Source organism: Micromonospora sp. CNZ286 (assembly GCF_014207755.1).
Map to the genome: position 1 here is coordinate 833955 of NZ_JACHIZ010000001.1, position 19528 is coordinate 853482.

A 19528-nucleotide genomic window follows, 5' to 3' on the forward strand; every position below is an offset into this window, starting at 1 on the left:
GGCCGCCCCGGCGGCGGGACGGCCGACCGAGCCGGGCGTCCCGCCGGCGGGGGCGGACCGGCCTCAGCCCTCGGCGGTCGCGTCGGCCGGCCGCCGGGGGGCCGGCGGCGTCGTGGGCTCCGGCTCGGTCGGCCCGGCGCGGAGGAATCCCTCCGCCCACCGTCCGACCTCCGCGAAGACCTTCTCGCGTACGCCGGGACTGGACAGTGTGAGGTCGTGCAGCCCGCCGTCGAAGCGGGCGAGCGTGACGTGCCGGCCGAGGCGCGGTGCCCAGCGCACCATGTGCTCGACGTCGAGCACGGCGTCGGCGCCGGTGGCGCTGTCGTGCCACTTCGTGCCCCGGAAGCTGCGCGTCGAGCAGGCGAGCAGCACCGGCACCGGGATGTCCAGCCCGGCCCGCAGGCGACGCTGACCGGCGCGGATCGCGTTGATCCAGCCGGCCCGCACCGGGAACCCGGCGAGCGGCTTCCAGGCCAGGTCGTACCGCCACTCGCCCCGGTGGTCGGCGTGCAGGCTCTCGCCGTACACGGTGCCCAGGCCGAACGGCAGCACACGCTGCGGCGCCCTGCGGCCCAGGCGGGAGACGGCGGCCGCGAGGGGTCGACGGACCATCCAGGGCGCGTTGATGTCGAAGAAGGGGCTGTTGAGCACGATGCCGTCGACCAGGCCGGCGTCGCGGCGGTCGTGCGCCCACAGCGAGATGATCAGGCCGCCGGTCGAGTGGCCCATGGCGAGCAGGGTGTCGTGGCCCTCCTCGGCGCGGATGATCTCCGCGGCGGCGTCCAGCTCGGGGAAGTAGTCGCTCAGGTCGCGGCAGAAGTTCGGGGTCTGGTGCGGGAGCAGGCTGCGGCCGTACTTGCGCAGGTCGAGCGCGTAGAAGTCCCAGCCGCGCTCGGCGAAGAAGTCGGCCACGTGGGTCTGGAAGAAGTAGTCGACGAAGCCGTGCACGTAGAGCACGGCGCGGCCGGTCGGCCGGTCGGCGCGCCGCCGCACCAGGGTCGCGACCACCGGCCCCTCGTCGTCGGTGCCCAGCTCGATCGTCCGCCGCTCGTAGGGGGCGCCCAACACGTCCGGTTCCACGACCGCGACGGTACGCCGCCTTGCTACCCGGCGGTAGGGGTGCTGGGTTGTAAGGAGGGGGCCCTTGTTAACGCATCCGGTAGAGGAAGGGCCCCTTGTTAACAAACGGCACGGCCCGCCCGCCGGCACCGTGCGGGCGGGCCGTGCCGGACTTCAGGCGGTCTCGGCGTCCTCGCGCTCGGCGTCCTGCAACGGGGTGCCCTCGGGCTGGTCGACGGCGCGCAGGTGCTTGTTGTGGCGCGGCTCCTGCCGGGTCTTCGCGTCGTTGAGCTTGCGGCGCAGGTCGTCCCGGACGTCGTTGAGCGCGGCGTGCAGATCCTCCTCGGTCGAGGTGGTGACGATCTTCTGCCGCCCGGCGACCCAGCACTCCAGGGTCACCTTCTGGCCCCGGGCCTCGCGGTCCTTGACGGACACCTCCAGCTCGGTGGCGTCGGCGTGGAAGCCGGCGAGCCGGGCGTCCAGGGTCGCGAACTGCTCGGCGATCCAGTTGCGGTCGCCCTGGGAGAACCCGGCGCCGACCCGCAGGCACTCGGCCACGGTCGCGGGGTTCGCCACGGCGCTCATCGCGCTGCCTCGCGGACGTCTCGGAGAAGCATGGGAGCTCCCTTTCTCTCGGTTGATCAAGTACTTACCCAACCGGCGGGATTCCGGAACGCCTGCTTGCCGGTTCCTTTCGATCATGCGTCGCCGCAGGTCAGGCACGTAGGGCCGGTCGGCCTAGCAGACCGGGACCTTGATCAGGTGGTTGTCCACAGGGCGGCCCGTCGTCCACAGGTCCGGGCCGGCGGGTGGCCCGGGCCGGGCGACCGGCCGACGCTCACCGGGACAAGTCGATCCCTGGGAGGGGCGATGTTCGATACGTACGTGACGATCGTCGGCAACGTGCTGACCGCGCCGGAGTGGCGCCGGACCACGCAGAGCGGAACGCTGGTGGCCAACTTCAAGGTCGCCTCGACCGCCCGCCGGCTCGACCGCGACAGCGGCCGCTGGGTCGACGGCAACAGCCTTCGGGTGCGCGTCAACTGCTGGCGCCGCCTCGCCGAGGGGGTGGCCGCCTCGGTGGCGGTCGGTGATCCGGTGATCGTCGCCGGGCGCCTCTACACCCGGGACTGGACCGACGAGGCGGGCACCCACCGCACGCTCTACGAGCTGGAGGCGGTCGCCGTCGGGCACGACCTGTCCCGGGGCCGCGCCCGCTTCCTGCGCAACCAGCCCCGCGCGGCCACCAGCACGGTCGAGGACGCGGAGGCCGAGCAGCGGGTGCACGGCGAGGCGACCGAGCCGGTGCCTGATGCCCAGGCGCCGGCGACGTTCGACGACCGGCCCTTCGACGACGACTTCCCGCCGTCGGAGTACGGGGGCAGCCGGGTCGGGCTGGTCGGCACCGTCGAGCGGATGGGCGAGCCCGACCCGTTCGACACCCGGCCCGGTGCACGGGCCACCGACTACGACCGCGGGCCGGGCGGTCCGGAGGAGGACGAGCTGGGCGACACGGAGGACGACGGGCCGGTCACGTCCGAGGACGACGAGCTGGGCGAGGTCCCGCCCTCGGAGGTCGACGGATCGGGTGCTTCCGGGCCGGGTGGCTCCGGACCGGGTGAGGGCGAGCCGGGCGGCGCGAGCCCGGGCGGGACCGATGGCACCGGCGGGACCGCGTCGGGGGGTCGTGGCCGGCGGCGTACCCCGGTGCCCGCCTGACCCTTCGTCCGACGGGGGCGCGGGGTGGTGACGTCGGCGTCACCACCCCGCGGTACGACTAGGCTGGCCGGCCGGAGGTGGTGACGGGTGCGGCAGGCGACCGCCATGGCGAACGCGACCGGGTTGGTGGCGGGCTACGCGCTCGACGCCCTGCTCGGCGACCCCCGCCGGTGGCATCCGGTGGCCGGCTTCGGCACGGCGGCCGGCGCGCTGGAACGGCGGGTCTACCGCCCCGACCGGACGGCCGGCACCGCCTTCACGGCGCTCGCCGTCGGCGCGCCGGTCCTGCTCGGCGCCGCCGCCGCGCTGGCGACCCGCCGCCATCCGGTGGCCCGGGCCGCGCTGGTGGCCGCCGGCACCTGGACGGTGCTGGGCGGGCGCACGCTGCGGCACGAGTCCCGGGTGATGGCACGGGCACTGGGCCGGGCCGACCTGCCCGCCGCCCGGTCCCGCCTGGGCAACCTCTGCGGACGCGACCCGTCGGCCCTCGACGAGCCCGAACTCGCCCGCGCCACGGTCGAGTCGGTCGCCGAGAACACCTCGGACGCCGTGGTCGCCCCGCTGGTCTGGGGCGCGGTCGCGGGCCTGCCCGGCCTGCTCGGCTACCGGGCGGCGAACACGCTCGACGCGATGGTCGGCCACCGCTCGCCCCGGTACGCCCGCTTCGGCACCCCGGCGGCCCGGCTGGACGACGCGCTGAACCTCGTGCCGTCCCGGCTCACCGGGCTGCTCACGGTGGCCGTCGCGCCGGTGGCACACGGGGACCGCGCCGCCGCCTGGCACGTGTGGCGACGGGACCGGGCCGACCACCCGAGCCCGAACGCCGGTCAGTGCGAGGCGGCCATGGCGGGCGCGCTCGGCGTCCGGCTCGGCGGGCGCAACGTCTACTTCGGCCGCGCCGAGACCCGGCCCTTCCTCGGTGACGGGCCCCGCCCCGAGGCGCGGCACCTGAAGCGGGCCGCCCGGATCTCGGGTGCGGTGGGTGTGGCCGCGCTCGGCCTGGCCGCGCTCTACCCGGTGACAGTCGGTCGCCTGGTCGGCGCTGCCGGCCGGGCCGCCCTGGACGCCGTCACCCGAGCGGCCCGTGGCTCAGGCCGGGGGAGCGGGCGGTGAGCGGCGGGCTGCTGGTCGCCGGCACCACCTCCGACGCCGGCAAGAGCGTGCTCACCGCCGGCATCTGCCGCTGGCTGCGCCGCCGGGGCGTCCGGGTCGCCCCGTTCAAGGCGCAGAACATGTCGAACAACTCCGCCGTGGTGGTCGGCCCGGACGGTCGCGGCGGTGAACTGGGCCGGGCCCAGGCGATGCAGGCCGCCGCCTGCGGGCTGGACGCCGACCTGCGCTTCAACCCGGTGCTGCTCAAGCCGGGCAGCGACCACGCCAGCCAGGTGGTGCTGCTCGGCGAAGCCGTCGACACGGTCACCGCCGGCAACTACCACGAGGTACGGTCCCGGCTCGCCACCACGGCGTACGCGGCGCTGGCCGAGCTGCGATCCGAGTACGACGTGGTGATCTGCGAGGGCGCGGGCAGCCCTGCCGAGATCAACCTGCGCGACGGCGACTACGTCAACATGGGGCTGGCGCGGCAGGCGGGGCTGCCCACGATCGTGGTCGGCGACATCGACCGGGGCGGCGTGTTCGCCTCGATGTTCGGCACCGTCGCCCTGCTCGACGCGGCCGACCAGGCGCTGCTGGCCGGGTTCGTGGTGAACAAGTTCCGGGGTGACCGCGGCCTGCTCCAGCCGGGGCTGGACATGCTGCGCCGGGTCACCGGCCGACCGACGTACGGGGTGGTGCCCTGGGCGCTGGACCTGTGGCTCGACGCGGAGGACTCGCTCGCGTACGGGCGGGTGCTCGGCCGGCCGCCCGCGCCCCGGGGCACCGACTGGCTCGACGTCGCAGTGGTCCGGCTGCCCCGGATCAGCAACGCCACCGACGTGGAGGCGCTGGCGACCGAACCGGGTGTGCGGGTCCGCCTCACCGTCGAGCCGGCCGAACTCGCCGCCGCCGATCTGGTGGTGCTCCCCGGCACCAAGTCGACAGTCGCCGACCTGGCCTGGCTGCGGGAGACCGGCCTGGCCGACGCGGTCCGGGCGCACGCCGCCGCCGGACGGCCGCTGCTCGGCATCTGCGGCGGCTTCCAGATGCTGGGCCGGGCGATCCACGATGCGGTGGAGAGCCGCCGGGGCACCGTACCCGGCCTCGGGCTGCTGCCCGTCGAGATCACCTTCGAGCCCCGCAAGACGGTCCGCCGGGCCGAGGGCACCGCCGCCGGCGACGTGCCGGTCCACGGGTACGAGATCCACCACGGCCGGGTCACGGCCGCCGACCCGGGCCTCGCGCCGCTGCTGCGCTACGCCGACGGCACCGGCGAGGGCGCGCGCCTCGGCACCGTGTACGGCACGCACTGGCACGGCGCCTTCTCCTCGGACGCGTTCCGCCGCCGGTTCCTGACCGAGGTCGCGGAGGCGGCCGGACGGACCGGGTTCAAGGTCGCGCCGGACACGTCCTTCGCGGCGGCCCGGGAACGGACGCTGGACCTGCTGGGCGACCTGGTGGAGGAGCACCTCGACACCGACGCGCTGTGGCGGCTGATCGAGTCCGGCCCACCGCCGGGACTGCCGTTCGTGCCACCCGGCGCGCCACCGGCTCAGTAGCGCACGTCGGCCGGGCGGTCGGACATCGGCAGTCCGGCCTCCCGCCAGCCCTGCACGCCGCCGATCATGTCGGTGGCCTGCCGCAGCCCCAGCGTCTGGAGGCTGGCGGCGGCCAGGCTGGAGCTGTACCCCTCCCGGCACACCACGACGATCTCGCGGTCGTACCCGGTGGCCTCGGGTATGCGCCACGCGCTGGCCGGGTCGAGTCGCCACTCCAGCACCGTGCGGTCGATGACGATCGCGCCGGGCAGCTCACCCTCCTCGCGGCGCTGCGCCTCGGTACGCGTGTCGATCAGCAGCGCGCCGCCACGGACCGCCTCGACGGTCTCGTGCGGAGTGAGCCGGCGGAGACCGGCGCGGGCCTGTTCCAGGAGGGCGTCGACGCCCGGACACATCACGTCATGGAGCACCCCCCGATGATGCCCAGCGCGCCGGGCCGCCGCTCGGCGAAACGGTCCGCCCGGGTCGCAGTTTCCAGCGGACGGGGGAACGTTAGCGTCGGTCGGGTGAACGTCGCAGTGATCGAGGCGTACTCCGGGCTGGCCCGTCGGGTGCTGGCCGGCCCGGCGCGGTTGGGGCGTACCCGCCTGGTCGCCGTCGACGGGCCCAGCGGCGCGGGCAAGAGCCGGTTCGCGACGCGCCTCGCGGACGCCCTCGCGGAGCTGGCGTGCGGCGTCCGGCCGCCGCTCGTGCACACCGACGACCTGCTCGACGGCTGGGACGACCAGCTCACGTTCTGGACCCGGCTGGACGAGCAGGTGCTCGGCCCCCTGCGGGCCGGCCGGGCGGGCGGGTACCGCCGCTACAGCTGGGTGCGCCGCCGCTTCCTGGACCGGGTGGTGCCGGTGCCGGCCGGATCGGTGCTGATCATCGAGGGGGTGAGCGCCGCCCGCGCCGCGGTACGCCCCGAGCTGACGCTGTCGGTGCTGGTCACCGCGCCGGCCGAACTGCGGTTGCGCCGGGCGCTGGCCCGCGACGGGGAACAGATCCTGCCGGAGCTGCGCCGCTGGCACGCGGGGGAGCGGGCGCACTTCGCCGCCGACGGTACGGCGGCAGCGGTGGACCTGGTCGTCGACGGCGCACCGGACCTGCCGCACGACGGCGACCGCTACTACGTGCGCGTGGGGCGGCGATCGGGCTCGGGCGACGTGGCGGGGTAAGGCCAGCATACGATTCCGGTCATGACCACTCCGATCCTCTCCGAGTCCGAGGTGCGGGCCGCCGTCGAGCGGGAACTCCCCGGCGTCCGTGCCGACCTCGAGCGACTCGTCCGCATCCCGGGCATCGCCTTCGAGGGCTTCGACCACTCGCACGTGGAGCGTTCCGCCGAGGCGGTGGCGGAGCTGCTGCGCGGCTGCGGCCTCGACACGCGGATCGTCCGGTCCGGCGGCCAGCCCGCGGTGATCGGCACGAAGGCGGCCCCGGCCGGCGCGCCCACAGTGCTCATGTACGCGCACCACGACGTGCAGCCGGTCGGCGACCTGTCGCTGTGGGAGTCGGACCCGTTCGAGCCGGTGGAGCGCGACGGCCGCCTCTACGGCCGGGGCGCCGCCGACGACAAGGCGGGCATCATGGCGCACGTCGCCGCGCTGCGCGCGTTCGGCGACCGGCTGCCGGTCGGCGTGGTGCTGTTCATCGAGGGCGAGGAGGAGTACGGCTCGGACTCGCTGGAGCGGCTGCTCGCCGAGCACCGTGACGACCTGGCCTCGGACGTCATCGTGATCGCCGACTCCACCAACTGGGACGTCGGCGTGCCGGCGCTGACCACCTCGCTGCGCGGCATCGTGAACTGCTTCGTGGAGGTGCGCACGCTCGACCACGCGGTGCACAGCGGCATGTTCGGCGGCGCCGTGCCGGACGCGCTCACCGCGCTGGTGAAGCTGCTCGGCACGCTGCACGACGAGGCGGGTGACGTAGCGGTGGACGGGCTGGCCGCCCGCGAGGGCGCCAGCGTCGACTACCCGGAGGACCGGTTCCGCGCCGAGGCCGGCCTGGTCGACGGCGCGCGGCTGTTCGGCACCGGCCGGATCACCGACCGGCTCTGGACGAAGCCGGCGCTGGCGATCCTGGGCGTGGACGCGCCGTCCACCGGCGAGGCCCCGAACGCGCTGGTGCCGTCCGCGAAGGCGAAGCTGAGCGTACGGCTGGCGCCGGGCGACGACCCGAAGAAGGCGTACGCGGCGCTGACCGCGCACCTGGAGCGGCACGCGCCGTGGGGCGCTCAGGTGTCGGTGACGTTCGAGCACGACGGCGCGCCCTGCGTCATCGACGCCTCGGGGCCGATGTTCGACGCGGCCCGGTCGGCGTTCCGGACGGCCTGGGACGGCACCGACCCGGTCGACATCGGGGTGGGCGGGTCGATCCCGTTCATCGCCACGTTCCAGGAGATGTTCCCGCGGGCCGCGATCCTGGTGACCGGTGTGGAGGACCCGCACGCGCGGGCGCACGGGCCGAACGAGAGCCTGCACCTGGGCGAGTTCGCGCGGGTGTGCCTGGCCGAGGCGCTGCTGCTGGCCCGGGTGGCCGAGGCCGGAAACCGCGCCTGAGGTGTCGAAACCGTAACTTCGGGGCGGATGTCGGAGTTTGTGGTGTGTCGGCGGGCGGGGTGTTATAGCCTTTCGAACATGCGTACGAACGACGAGATGGAGCGGCTCCAGGCCGCCGTCCGTGCTCTGGGGGACGTCGACGTCTCCGCGTGGTCCGAGGACACGCTCAACGAACAGATCGGCGAGCTCTCCGCCGCCCTGGTCACGCTCGACGCGCTGCTCACCCGGGTCGCCGAGGGCGTGCGCGGGCGCGGCCTGCGCATCGAGGAACCGGTCTCGGCCTGACCGTCGGCCCGTCGGCCCGGCGCACCCGTGCGGTGTGCCGGGCCGCCGGATCCACCCCGATGTCACACGCGACTGGCAGGATGTGGGCGTGCGTTTCGCGGAGCTGGCGGCCACCTCGGCCGCGGTCGGGGCCACCAGCGGCCGACGGGCCAAGGTGGAGCTGCTGGCCGCCGCGCTGCGCGGGCTGGAGCCGGGCGAGATCCCGGCCGGTGCCGGCTATCTCGCCGGTGAGCTGCGTCAGCGTCAGACCGGTGTCGGCTGGGCGGGCCTGCGTGACCTGCCCCCGCCGGCCGCCGAGCCGACGCTCACCGTCGCCGCCGTCGACGCGGCGATCGAGGAGATCTCCCGCGTCGCCGGGGCCGGTTCGCAGGCCCGGCGCCGGGAACTGGTCGGCCGTCTCTTCGCCGCCGCCACCGCCGACGAGCAGCGCCTGCTGACCGGCCTGTTCCGGGGCGAGCTGCGCCAGGGCGCGCAGGCCGGGCTGCTGGCCGACGCGGTCGCGCGCGCCGCCGACGTCCCGGTCACGGCCGTCCGGCGGGCCCTGCTGCTCGCCGGTGACCTGCGGGCGGTGGCGGTCGCGGCGCTCACCGGCGGCGCCGCCGCGCTGGCCGGGTTCGGGCTCCAGGTGGGCCGGCCGCTCGCGCCGATGCTGGCGCAGAGCGCGCCCTCGGTCGACGAGGCGCTCACCGCCACCGGCGTGCCGGCGGTGGTCGACGTAAAGCTCGACGGCATCCGCATCCAGGTGCACCGCTCCGGCCCGGACATCGCGGTCTTCACCCGCAGCCTGGACGAGATCACCGGCCGGCTGCCCCAGGTGGTGGCCGCCGTCCGCGCGCTGCCCGCCCGCGAGCTGGTGCTCGACGGCGAGGCGATCGGGCTGGACGCCGCCGGCCGGCCGCTGCCGTTCCAGGAGACGTCCAGCCGGGCGGCCCGGCGCACCACGCCCAGCACCACCGGGCAGGCACCGGTCGCGCCCGCCGTGCTGGCCGCCGCCGAGCGCACCGGCGAACCGGTGCTCACGCCGTACTTCTTCGACCTGCTGCACCTCGACGGCACCGACCTGATCGACGCGCCCGGACGGGAGCGGTGGGCGGCCCTGGCCGGCGCGGTCGACGCCTCGCTGCTCGTCGACCGAATCGAGGTGGACGACGTGGAGCAGGCGGCCACGGCGTTCGCCGCGGCTGTCGACGCCGGTCAGGAGGGCGTGGTGGTCAAGGACCCGGCCGCGCCCTACGACGCCGGCCGGCGCGGCTCGGCCTGGGTCAAGGTCAAGCCGCGGCACACGCTCGACCTGGTGGTCCTCGCGGTCGAGTGGGGCAGCGGCCGGCGGGAGGGCTGGCTGTCCAACCTGCACCTCGGCGCCCGCGATCCGCGCACCGGCGAGTTCGTCATGCTCGGCAAGACGTTCAAGGGGCTCACCGACGAGCTGCTGCGCTGGCAGACCGAACGGTTCCTGTCGCTCGCCGTGGAGAAGGGCGACTGGGTGGTGCGGGTCCGGCCGGAGCAGGTGGTCGAGATCGCGTTCGACGGGGTGCAGACGAGCAGCCGGTACCCGGGCGGCATGGCGTTGCGCTTCGCCCGCGTGCTGCGCTACCGCGACGACAAGACCGCCGCCGAGGCGGACACCATCGACGCGGTCCGCGCCATCCACGCCGGCCGGGTCACCGGCTGACGGCTCAGCCGGCCGACAACGACCGGGCGTAGTTGACCTGGTTGTTGAGCTGCTGCACCTGGAACTGGTCGGTCACCGGGATCCGCGCGACGTACTGGTGCCCGCCACTGTTCACCGTCACCTGCACGGTGCCGTAGTGCCGCGTCTCCTTGACCAGCAGGAAGAGGAGGCTGAACACGGTCAGGCAGAAGAAGCCGAGGATCGCGGCGACGATGGCCCACTGGGCGATCTTCTCCTCCTTCTGCCAGTAGTCGGTCACGTACCAGGAGGCGCCGGCGAGCGGCAGGACGCCGGCCGGGGTGCGGATGACAGGCGGCGTCACCATGATCTCGGCGATCTGCACGGCTACCGCCGACTGCGTGGGCGGCACCGGCCCGGGCGGTGGATACGCCCCGGGTGCGGGCCCGTAGTACGGCGCGACCACCCCGGCCGGCGGTACGGGCGGCGCCGAGAACTGCGCGGGCGGCGCGGAGTACTGCGCGGGCGGCGCGGAGTACTGCGCGGGCGGCGCGGAGAACTGCGGCGCGGCCGGGAACTGCGCGGTGGCCGGCGGCGCGGAGAGCGGCCCCGCCGGGGCCGAGAACGGCGGCGCGGAGTAAGGCGGGGCCACCGGCGGGGCGGGGAACTGCGCGGTGGGGGCGGGGGTGACGGGTGCCTCCGGCGCGGCGATCACCGGGAACTGCTCGGTGGGCGGCGCGACCGCAGGCGGCATGGCCGACCACGGGTCGTACGCGGGTGGCTCGGCGGCCGGGGGCGTCGTGGCGTCAGAGGTCACCGCGACCCCCACGATTGACGATCATCCGCGGACCCTACAACGTCCCCGCCCCCAGGTGTGCCCACCGGGAGGGCGACGTACTCAGGCGGAGGTGGGGGCGGCGGGCTCGGCGGCGCGGTCCACCGGCTCACCCGGGGTGTCCAGCCCGGCCCGGCGGCGGGCCTCCCGGCGCGCCACCCAGCCGTAGCCGAACAGGCTCATCACCGCGAAGATCCACCACTGCCACACGTAGCCGAAGTTCTGCCAGTTGTTGGTGTGCCCGATCTGGACCGCCTGGAAGGCCGGGTCGGCGGCCGGCGTCTGGCCGTCGAGCAGCACGTAGCCGCCGGTCACCGGGTAGGGGAGTTGCTCGGCCAGGCGGGGGATGTCGATGCGCCGGGCCTCCAGCTTGCCGTCGCGCCGGCTGACCGCGCCGCCGCCGCTCTCGCTGCCGACCACCCGGCCGGTCACCGTCACCTCGCCGGCCGGCGCCGCCGGGACCTCCGGCTGGACTGTCGCGCCGGCGCCCGGCACGGGCGGGATCCAGCCCCGGTCGACGAGCACCGCGGTGCCGTCGGCCAGCACCAGCGGGGTGAGCACCTCGAAGCCGACGGTCCGGTCGACGGTGCGGCCGCGGATCAGGACGGTGTTCGCGCTGTCGTACCGGCCGGTGGCGGTGACCCGGCTCCAGGTGAGCTCCTCGGACGGCGCGGGACCGACGTCGCCGCCGCTGGGCGCGGGGAGCGCGTCGCGCAGCGGCGCGGGCGTCATGGTGGCCCCGGCGTCGATGCGCTCGTTGACGGCCGTCCGGCCCCGGTAGCGGTCCAGCTGCCAGTTGCCCAGGAACACCATCACCGTGGCGGCGACGAGCGTGAGCGCGAGGTAGCCGAGCCAGCGCGGGGTCAGCAGGAACCGGTACACGTTGGCCAAGGCTACCCGTATGAGCGATGCCACTCGCCGCTGCCAGGCAGAAACGGCGGTGTGCGCGGCTCTCGCGCGCCGGGCCGGACGGGTATGGTCACGCGGGCGGAAACCACCCACATCAGGAGTCGATGATGACCGACGTGCCGCGCGTCGTGCTGAGTGCGCCCTCCTCGGGGCACGGCACCGGCGCCGTCTCCCTCGGCCTGCTCGCGGCGTTCACCGACCGGGGAATCCCGGTGGCCGGGTTCAAGGTCGGGCCGGACCAGGTGGACGCGGCGTATCTGGGGCTCGCCGCCGGGCGCGCCGGGCGCACGCTGGACCCGAGACTCGTCGGCCCGGAGCGGATCGCCCCCCTTTTCGCGTACGGCGCGGCCGGCGCCGGGTTCGCGCTGGTGCAGGGCACGATGGGCCTCTACGACTCGGTCGGCGGACGACCGGAGAGCGAGTCCACGGCAGCAGTCGCCACCGCGCTGCGCAGCCCGGTGGTGCTCGTGGTGGACGTGGCCGCGATGGGCCAGTCGGTGGCCGCGCTGGTGCACGGCTTCCGGGCGTACGACGACGAGCTGTGGCTGGGCGGCGTGATCCTCAACCGGGTGGCCTCGCCCCGGCACGAGGCGCTGTTGCGCGAGGCGCTCGACGACGTGGGCGTGCCGGTCTACGGGGCGTTGCGCCGGCACGAGCTGCCCCCGGTGCTGCCCGCCCGCCGGTACGGCACCGGTCCCGTGGTGCGTGCCGACGCGGACGCCGAACGCGGCGTACGCCGGCTCGGTGAGGCGGTGGCCGCCACCGTCGACCTCGACCGGCTGCTGGCGCTGGCCCGCTCCGCCCCCGCGCTCACCGTGGAGCCGTGGTCGCCGGAGCCGGCCGACGCGCCGCAGCCGTCGGGGGAGCGGCCGGTGGTGGCGCTCGCCGGCGGACCGGCCGGCGCCTACAGCCACCCCGAGACCGCCGAGCTGCTGCGCGCCGCGGGCGCCGAGGTGGTCACGCTCGACCCGCTGCGCGACGAGGCGCTGCCCGCCGGGGCGCGCGCGCTCGTCGTCGGCGGCGGGCTGCCCGAGACGTACGCGGAGCAGCTCTCCGCCAACCGCCGCCTCTGCATCGCGGTGGCCGAGCTGGCCCGTTCGGGCCGCCCGGTGATCGCCGAGGGGGCCGGCCTGCTCTGGCTGGCACGGGAGCTGGACGGCCTGCCCATGTGCGGGGTGCTCGACGCGGTCGGCACGATCCGGGACGGCCTGGTGGTCGGCTACCGCACGGCCACCGCTGTCACCGACAGCGTGGTGGCCGCGGCCGGCACGACGGTGACCGGGCACAAGCAGCACGCCGCAGTGCTCACTCCGCGGGCCGGTGACCGTCCGGCCTGGCGCTGGGAGGGTGGCAACCCGGAGGGCTTCGTCCGGCAGGCGGTGCACGCCTCGCAGCTCGTGCCGCACTGGGCCGCGCATCCGGACATCGCGGCCCGGCTGGTGGCCGCCGCGCTGGCGCCGGTGGGGGCGCCGGCGTGATCGGGCAGGTGGCGGTACGCCGGTTCCCGGCGCTCACCGTCTCGACCCCGCGCATCGAGGTGCGGCACCTCGTCGTCGCCGACGCGGAGGCGGTGGACGAGGTGTTCGCCGACCGGCAGACGCAGCGCTGGCTGCCGCTGGCCGAGGCGTCCGGGCAGATCGACGGGCGGGCGTGGTGCACCGAGCTGGCCCGGCAGCGGCGTGACAGCGGCGACGGCGACCACTGGGCGGTGGTCCGCCGGGAGGACCAGCGGGTGGTCGGCTCGCTCTGGGCCCGCCGTACCGACTGGGGCGCCCGGCTCACCGAGCTGTCGTACGCGATCGCGCCGCACGCCCGGGGTTACGGCCTGGCGGTCGAGGCGGTGGACGCGGTGGCCATCGCGTTGATCCTGGAGCACGGGTTCCAGCGGGTGGAGCTGCGGGTGGCAGCCGGCAACGTGGCGTCCCGGCGGGTCGCCGAGAAGGCCGGCTTCAGCTACGAGGGCCTGCTGCGCAACGCCGGTATCGTCCGCGGCGCCCGGGTCGACCTGGAGCTGTGGTCCTTCGTCGCCGCCGACCTCCGCTGACCGCTCCCGCCCCACAACGTCGATCAAGGAGTTCGCGTCGGCGGATCGGCCGATCCGGAACGCAAACTCCTTGATCAACTACCCGGGCGCACCCCCGGGCGGATCAGGTGGGTCAGCCGACCATCTGGTCGGAGGGTGGGGTGAACTGGCGGGTGGGCTGGCCCTTCAGGGAGTCCCGCAGGGTCTGCGCCACCGCGTTCACCGGGATCTGCGACTGGCCGTCACCCACCGCGTTGAACGGATTGTCCGGGTCGGCGATGAAGCTCGCCGCCGCCAGCTCCGGCGTGTAGCCGACGAACCACGCCGACCGGGTGCTGTCCGTCGTACCCGTCTTGCCGGCGACCGGGCGGCCCACGGTGCCCCGCACGCTGTCGGCTGTCGACCAGCCGCCGCAGCTCCCCTTGGCCGGGGTGTCGCCGGTCGGGCAGCGCGCCGCGTCCGTGGCGGCGCGGGCCGCGTCGGCGTTCACCACCTGCCGGCACCGCGGCTTGGCGACCTCCCGCTGCACCCCGCCCGCCGTCGTGTACGTGGCCGGCGTGCCGTCCCGGTTCATGATCGCGTTGACCGGGATGGCCTCGCAGTAGCGCCCGTCGGCGGCGATGGCGGCGTACGCGTTCGCCATCTCCAGCGGGGTGGCGTCGGAGACGCCGAGCGTGAACGCGCCCCACTTCTTCGCCTTGCCCGGCGACGCCTGCTCCTTGTCCACGTCGGTACGCCAGCGCAGCCCCAGCTGCTCGGCCAGGCGCACCCCGGCGTCCGCGCCGATCTTCTCCTCCAGTTGGACGAAGTACGTGTTCACCGACTTGCCGAACCCGGACCACATGGTCTGCCGGCCGGTCATCGCGCCGCTGGCGTTGGACGGGGCCCACCCGTCGTAGACGGCCGACTTGTACGTGTGCGGCGAGTCGTACGCGGTGGACAGCGGCATCCCGGCGTTGAGCGCGGCCAGCATCGGGAACATCTTGAACGTCGAACCGGCCTGGTAGCCCGGTAGCGTCCCGCCGCCGAGCAGCGGCGCCACGGTGTTCGGGTAGTTCGCCTTGACCTTCGGGCCGGCCTCCGGGTTCGAGCTGTTCGGGTTCTCGGCCAGGTCGAGCGAGTAGTTCCGGTTCACCGCCATCGCCTTGATCCGCCCGGTGCCGGGTTCGGCGACCACGATGCCGTTGGCGAACGGGCTGCCGGTGTTGTCCTTGGCGCCGACGTTCTTCTCCGCCGCCGCCTGGGTCTTCGGGTCGACGGCGAGCACGATCCGGTAGCCGCCGCGGCGCAGCTTGTCCATCCGTTCCAGCCGGTTCTCGCCGAACGCGGGCTGCGAGCTCCACCAGTTCTTCAGGTAGTCGCAGTAGAAGCCCCAGCTGCGGTGGCCGCCGTCGATGGCGGCGCAGTCGTTCGGCGGGGTGGTCAGCTTCAGCTTGATCGGCTGGCCCTTGGCCGCGGCGGCGGCATCGGGCGACAGGTAGCCGAGGCGGGCCATGTTGTCCAGCACGTAGTTGCGCCGGCCGGTGGCGTCCTTCTGGTCCGAGGTGATCGGGTCGTACTCCGACGGCGACTTCACCAGCCCGGCCAGCGTGGCCGCCTCGACCGGGGTGAGCGTGGCCGGGGTCTTGGAGAAGAAGATCTGCGAGGCGGCGTAGATCCCGTACGCGCGGTGACCGAAGTAGGCCGAGTTGAGGTAGCGCTCCAGGATCTGCTCCTTGCTCACGTGCTTCTCGATGTCCAGCGCCATGCGCATCTCCTTGACCTTGCGCAGGCTGGTCTGCTGGGTCGCCTCCTGGACCTCCTTGGGCGTGGTCGCGCTGTCCCGCAGCGCCATCCGCACGTACTGCATGGTGATCGTCGAGGCGCCCTGGGAGACGCCCCCGGATCGGGCGTTGGACACGAAAGCACGCGCCACGCCCTTCGGGTCGACGCCGTGGTGCTGGTAGAAGCGGTTGTCCTCGGCGGCGACGATCGCCTGCTGGATGTTCGGCGACATGTTCTCGATCTTGGTGTACTGCCGGTACTCCTCGTAGAACATCGTCAGCACGGTCTTGCCGTCCGGCGCGTAGACGTACGAGGTCTCGGCCGGCAGCGCGGTCTTGAGGATGCTCGTCTTCTGTTCGATCGCGTGCGCGGTGGCCTTGGCCCCGATGCCGGTGACGGCGACCAGTGGATACAGGGCGGCGGCGACCACGATGCCGGCGATCAGCCCGGCGCGGAGAAGGGGAACGAGACGGCCAGCGGAAGCAAGGGGACGACTGCTCACGGGGTCAAGCTATGACATTTCCGATTCGAAAATGAGAAGAACTCATAAACCGGTGGACCGTGACGCGACCCACGCCGGGATGCGCTGTCCCGGGCGGCGGCTACCCGGCAGGATCGCGGACATGCCCGCAGCACCGACCGGGAGCGCCGCCGCGCTCGACGAGCCCGACCTGGGCCACCACGGGGACGCCGAGGCCACTCCCGGCCTGGTGGACCTGGCGGTGAACGTGCGCCGCGCCCCGATGCCGGACTGGCTGGCCGACCCGATCACCGCGGCGCTGGGCGACCTGGCCGCGTATCCGGACCCGGCCCCGGCCCGCGCCGCCGTCGCTCACCGGCACGGGCGACCCCCGGAGGAGGTACTCCTCACCGCCGGCGCCGCCGAGGGTTTCGTCCTGATCGCCCGCGCGCTGTCCGGCGTCCGCCACCCCGTTGTGGTGCACCCGCAGTTCACCGAGCCGGAGGCCGCGCTGCGGGCCGCCGGGCACCGGGTCGACCGGGTGCTGCTCGACCCGGCCGACGGCTTCCGCCTGGACCCGGCCCGCGTCCCCGGCGACGCCGACCTGGTCATGATCGGCAACCCCACGAACCCGACCTCGGTCCTGCACCCGGCGGACACCATCGCCGCGCTGGCCCGTCCCGGCCGGGTGCTCGTGGTCGACGAGGCGTTCGCCGACACCACAGCCGCGCCCGGCGTCGACGGCGAGCCCGAGTCGCTCGCCGCCCGCCGCGACCTCCCCGGCCTCGTGGTGGTCCGCAGCCTCACCAAGACCTGGGGCCTGGCCGGGCTGCGGATCGGCTACCTGCTCGGCGACGCCGCGCTGCTGGCCCGGTTCGCCACCGCGCAGCCGCTCTGGGCGGTCTCCACCCCGGCGCTCGCCGCCGCCACCGCCTGCGCCGCGCCGGCCGCCGTCGCCGCCGAACGCGCCATCGCCGCCGAACTCGCCGCCGACCGCGACCACCTGGTGGCCCGCCTGTCCGGCCTGCCGGGGGTACGCGTGGCGGGCCGCCCGGCCGCCGCCTTCGTCCTGATCCACGTGGCCGGCGCCGCCGACGTACGCGAGCGGCTGCGCGCCCACGGCTGGGCGGTACGCCGGGGCGACACGTTCCCCGGGCTCGGCCCGGACTGGCTCCGGATCGCCGTACGCGACCGGCGCACCACCGACGCGTTCATCGAGACGCTGGCACGGATCCTGGAGGCATGATGCTGGAGTCCACAGTCGCGGCGATCCGGCCGCTGGACGAGGCCGCCATGGCTGCGGCCCGCGAGTTGCAGGGGCGGCTGACCAAGCCCGCCGGCTCGCTCGGCGCCCTGGAGCCGCTCTCGGTACGCCTCGCCGGGCTGGCCGGCGCCTGCCCACCGCCACTGCCCGAACCGGCCGCGGTGGCGATCTTCGCCGGTGACCACGGCGTGCACGCCCAGGGCGTGACCCCGTGGCCGCAGGAGGTCACCGCCCAGATGATCGCCAACTTCCTGGCCGGCGGCGCGGTGGTCAACGCGTTCGCCCGCCAGGCCGGTGCCTCGGTCACAGTGGTGGACGTCGGCGTGGCCACCCCGATCCCCGGTGCCGACGAGCCCGGTGACCCGGCCGGGCCGCGCCTGGTGGCCGCGAACGTACGGCCCGGTACCCGCGACATGACGGTCACCGCGGCGCTGACCCGGGACGAGGCCCGCGCGGCCGTCGAGACCGGCATCCGGGTCGCCGGCGAGCTGATCGACGCCGGGGCGGGCATCCTGCTCACCGGCGACATGGGCATCGGCAACACCACCCCGTCCGCCACGCTCATCGCCGCGTTCTCCGGCGTGGACGCCGAGGCGGCCACCGGCCGGGGCACCGGGGTCGACGACGAGACGTACGCCCGCAAGGTGGCTGTGGTGCGGGCCGCGCTGGCCCGGCACGAGCCCGACCCGGCCGACCCGCTGGGCGTGCTGGCGACCGTCGGCGGGCTGGAGCACGCCGCGCTGACCGGCCTGATCCTCGGCGCCGCCGCGCGCCGGGTGCCGGTGCTGCTCGACGGCGTGATCGCGGTGAGCGCCGCGCTCGCCGCCGCCGCGTTCGCGCCGGACGCCGTGGGCGCCATGGTCGCCGGGCACCGCAGCGCCGAGCCGGGCGCCACGGCGGCGCTGCGGCACCTCGGCCTGGAACCGCTGATCGACCTGGGGCTGCGGCTCGGCGAGGGCACCGGAGCGCTGCTCGCCCTGCCGGTGGTCACCGGCGCGGTCCGGGTGCTGCACGAGGTGGCGACGTTCGACTCCGCCGGGGTGGCGGAGAAGTGACCGGGCCGACGCCGCCGAGCCCGTACCCCCTGGGGTTGCGGCTGGGCGGGCGGCGCGTGGTCGTCGTCGGCGGGGGAGCGGTGGCGACCCGGCGGGTGCCCGCGCTGCTCGACGCCGGCGCGGACGTGCTGCTGGTGTCGCCCGAGCTGACCCCGGCGCTGCGCGCGCACGTCGACGCCGGGCGGCTGCACTGGGAGCCGCGCCGGTTCGTCCCCGGCGACCTGGACGGCGCGTGGCTGGTCCAGGTGGCGGTCGACGACCGGGCCGCCGCCGCTGCGGTCAGTGCCGCCGCGGCCGAGCGGCGGATCTTCTGCGTACGCGCCGACGACCGGACGGCGGCGAGCGCGTGGACCCCGGCGGTGACCCGGCACGGCCCGGTCACAGTGGCGGTCCTCGGCGGCGGCGACCCCCGCCGAGCGATGGCGACCCGCGACGCCATCCGCGCCCTGCTCGGAAGGAAGGGCCCCCTTTTAACGCCTGCGGTAGAGGAAGGGCCCCCTCTTAACACCGGAGGGCGCGTCGCACTCGTCGGATCCGGACCGGGCGACCCGGAACTGATCACCGTGAAGGGGTGGCGGCTGCTCACCGAGGCCGAGGTCGTCGTCGCCGACCGGCTCGTGCCCGGCCTGCTCCTGGACGAGTTGCGCCCGGACGTCGAACTGGTCGACGCCTCCAAGATCCCGTACGGGCCGTCCCGTGCCCAGGAGGAGATCAACCGGATCCTGGTGGACCGGGCGCGGGCCGGCAAGGTGGTGGTACGGCTCAAGGGCGGCGACCCGTACGTCTTCGGCCGTGGCGGCGAGGAGTTGCTGGCCTGCGCCGAGGCGGGCGTGCCGGTGACTGTGGTGCCCGGCGTGACGAGCGCGATCGCTGTGCCGGAGGTGGCCGGGGTGCCGGTGACCCACCGGGGCGTGGCGCACGAGTTCACAGTGGTCTCCGGGCACCTCGCGCCCGACGCGCCCGCGTCGCTGGTGCGCTGGGACGCCCTGGCCGGGCTGCGGGGCACGCTGGTGATCCTGATGGGCCTGAAGAACCTCGCCGCGATCGGTGCCACCCTGATCGCGCACGGCAAGCCGGCTGACACTCCCGCCGCGGTGATCCAGGAGGGCACCACAGCCGCCCAGCGGATGCTGCGCTCCACGCTGGGCAGGGTCGCCGCCGACGTCGAGGCCGCCGCGCTGCGCCCACCCGCGATCGTGGTGCTCGGCGACGTGGTCCACGCCCTGACCCCGCCCGCCGCCCCCTGATAGCGCCGATCTTGCACTTGGTGCCCGCCCGGTGCCCGTTATGGCCCCTTCGCCGGGGCAGCAAGTGCAAGATCGCCG

18 protein-coding genes are annotated in these 19528 nt (G+C 74.9%); 12 read left to right on the forward strand and 6 right to left on the reverse strand.

Going from position 1 to position 19528, the window contains the following annotated elements; translation table 11 throughout:
• Positions 1 to 63: 63 nt before the first annotated feature.
• Entirely contained in the window at positions 64 to 1080 is a 1017-nt protein-coding gene (locus tag FHX31_RS04010) for an alpha/beta hydrolase (RefSeq protein ID WP_041799101.1), read from the reverse strand.
• Between the two features lie 153 nt (positions 1081 to 1233).
• Entirely contained in the window at positions 1234 to 1644 is a 411-nt protein-coding gene (locus tag FHX31_RS04015; protein ID WP_013475451.1) for an HPF/RaiA family ribosome-associated protein, read from the reverse strand.
• Positions 1645 to 1929: 285 nt separating this feature from the next.
• Here FHX31_RS04015 and ssb point away from each other — a divergent pair, with 285 nt between their 5' ends.
• The 3 genes from ssb (at position 1930) to FHX31_RS04030 (ending at position 5432) form a co-directional block, all read left to right on the forward strand.
• Positions 1930 to 2778 (forward strand): single-stranded DNA-binding protein, encoded by an 849-nt coding sequence (gene ssb, locus FHX31_RS04020; protein ID WP_184975134.1) that lies wholly within the window; start codon positions 1930 to 1932, stop codon positions 2776 to 2778.
• Positions 2779 to 2865: 87 nt separating this feature from the next.
• Positions 2866 to 3891, forward strand: coding sequence for a cobalamin biosynthesis protein (locus FHX31_RS04025; RefSeq protein WP_030273269.1), 1026 nt, complete (start codon positions 2866 to 2868; stop codon positions 3889 to 3891).
• The gene (locus FHX31_RS04030) at positions 3888 to 5432 is read left to right on the forward strand and encodes a cobyric acid synthase (protein ID WP_030273271.1); all 1545 of its coding nucleotides are present in this window, start codon (positions 3888 to 3890) and stop codon (positions 5430 to 5432) included. Before FHX31_RS04025 ends, FHX31_RS04030 begins: the two co-directional genes overlap by 4 nt.
• Here FHX31_RS04030 and FHX31_RS04035 read toward each other — a convergent pair.
• Positions 5426 to 5827 (reverse strand): rhodanese-like domain-containing protein, encoded by a 402-nt coding sequence (locus FHX31_RS04035; RefSeq protein ID WP_013288093.1) that lies wholly within the window; start codon positions 5825 to 5827, stop codon positions 5426 to 5428. The genes FHX31_RS04030 and FHX31_RS04035 overlap by 7 nt on opposite strands.
• Before the next feature lie 111 nt (positions 5828 to 5938).
• Here FHX31_RS04035 and FHX31_RS04040 point away from each other — a divergent pair, with 111 nt between their 5' ends.
• The 4 genes from FHX31_RS04040 (at position 5939) to FHX31_RS04055 (ending at position 9935) form a co-directional block, all read left to right on the forward strand.
• Positions 5939 to 6592 (forward strand): uridine kinase family protein, encoded by a 654-nt coding sequence (locus FHX31_RS04040; protein ID WP_184975136.1) that lies wholly within the window; start codon positions 5939 to 5941, stop codon positions 6590 to 6592.
• Between the two features lie 21 nt (positions 6593 to 6613).
• Complete coding sequence (locus FHX31_RS04045) at positions 6614 to 7978, forward strand: dipeptidase (RefSeq protein WP_013288091.1); 1365 nt, start codon at positions 6614 to 6616, stop codon at positions 7976 to 7978.
• Positions 7979 to 8056: 78 nt separating this feature from the next.
• Positions 8057 to 8263: a hypothetical protein gene (locus FHX31_RS04050; protein ID WP_030273275.1), complete on the forward strand. Its 207-nt coding sequence runs from the start codon at positions 8057 to 8059 to the stop codon at positions 8261 to 8263.
• Positions 8264 to 8351: 88 nt separating this feature from the next.
• Positions 8352 to 9935, forward strand: coding sequence for an ATP-dependent DNA ligase (locus FHX31_RS04055; protein WP_013475456.1), 1584 nt, complete (start codon positions 8352 to 8354; stop codon positions 9933 to 9935).
• 4 nt (positions 9936 to 9939) lie between these two features.
• Here FHX31_RS04055 and FHX31_RS04060 read toward each other — a convergent pair whose 3' ends face one another.
• Entirely contained in the window at positions 9940 to 10710 is a 771-nt protein-coding gene (locus FHX31_RS04060) for a hypothetical protein (RefSeq protein WP_114921119.1), read from the reverse strand.
• Between the two features lie 81 nt (positions 10711 to 10791).
• On the reverse strand, positions 10792 to 11610 hold the full coding sequence (locus tag FHX31_RS04065) for an SURF1 family cytochrome oxidase biogenesis protein (protein WP_013288087.1): 819 nt from the start codon (positions 11608 to 11610) through the stop codon (positions 10792 to 10794).
• Positions 11611 to 11744: 134 nt separating this feature from the next.
• On the opposite strand from FHX31_RS04065, the gene FHX31_RS04070 reads away from it, so the two are divergent.
• Both FHX31_RS04070 and FHX31_RS04075 read left to right on the forward strand, forming a co-directional pair.
• Complete coding sequence (locus FHX31_RS04070; RefSeq protein ID WP_013288086.1) at positions 11745 to 13115, forward strand: cobyrinic acid a,c-diamide synthase CobB; 1371 nt, start codon at positions 11745 to 11747, stop codon at positions 13113 to 13115.
• A complete protein-coding gene (locus FHX31_RS04075; protein WP_013475458.1) occupies positions 13112 to 13681 on the forward strand; it encodes a GNAT family N-acetyltransferase in 570 nt (189 codons plus the stop codon). The genes FHX31_RS04070 and FHX31_RS04075 overlap by 4 nt, the downstream gene beginning before the upstream one ends.
• A 112-nt stretch (positions 13682 to 13793) precedes the next feature.
• On the opposite strand, the gene FHX31_RS04080 is transcribed toward FHX31_RS04075, so the two are convergent.
• Positions 13794 to 15926 (reverse strand): transglycosylase domain-containing protein, encoded by a 2133-nt coding sequence (locus tag FHX31_RS04080; RefSeq protein WP_091330942.1) that lies wholly within the window; start codon positions 15924 to 15926, stop codon positions 13794 to 13796.
• A 121-nt stretch (positions 15927 to 16047) separates the two neighbouring features.
• On the opposite strand from FHX31_RS04080, the gene cobC reads away from it, so the two are divergent.
• The 3 genes from cobC to cobA are packed head-to-tail and all read left to right on the forward strand — an operon-like array spanning position 16048 to position 19450.
• Entirely contained in the window at positions 16048 to 17130 is a 1083-nt protein-coding gene (gene cobC / locus FHX31_RS04085; RefSeq protein ID WP_091330943.1) for an Rv2231c family histidinol phosphate aminotransferase CobC, read from the forward strand.
• Positions 17130 to 18203, forward strand: coding sequence for a nicotinate-nucleotide--dimethylbenzimidazole phosphoribosyltransferase (gene cobT, locus FHX31_RS04090; protein WP_145753055.1), 1074 nt, complete (start codon positions 17130 to 17132; stop codon positions 18201 to 18203). The genes cobC and cobT overlap by 1 nt, the downstream gene beginning before the upstream one ends.
• Complete coding sequence (gene cobA, locus FHX31_RS04095; RefSeq protein ID WP_013475462.1) at positions 18200 to 19450, forward strand: uroporphyrinogen-III C-methyltransferase; 1251 nt, start codon at positions 18200 to 18202, stop codon at positions 19448 to 19450. Before cobT ends, cobA begins: the two co-directional genes overlap by 4 nt.
• Positions 19451 to 19528 lie beyond the last annotated feature (78 nt).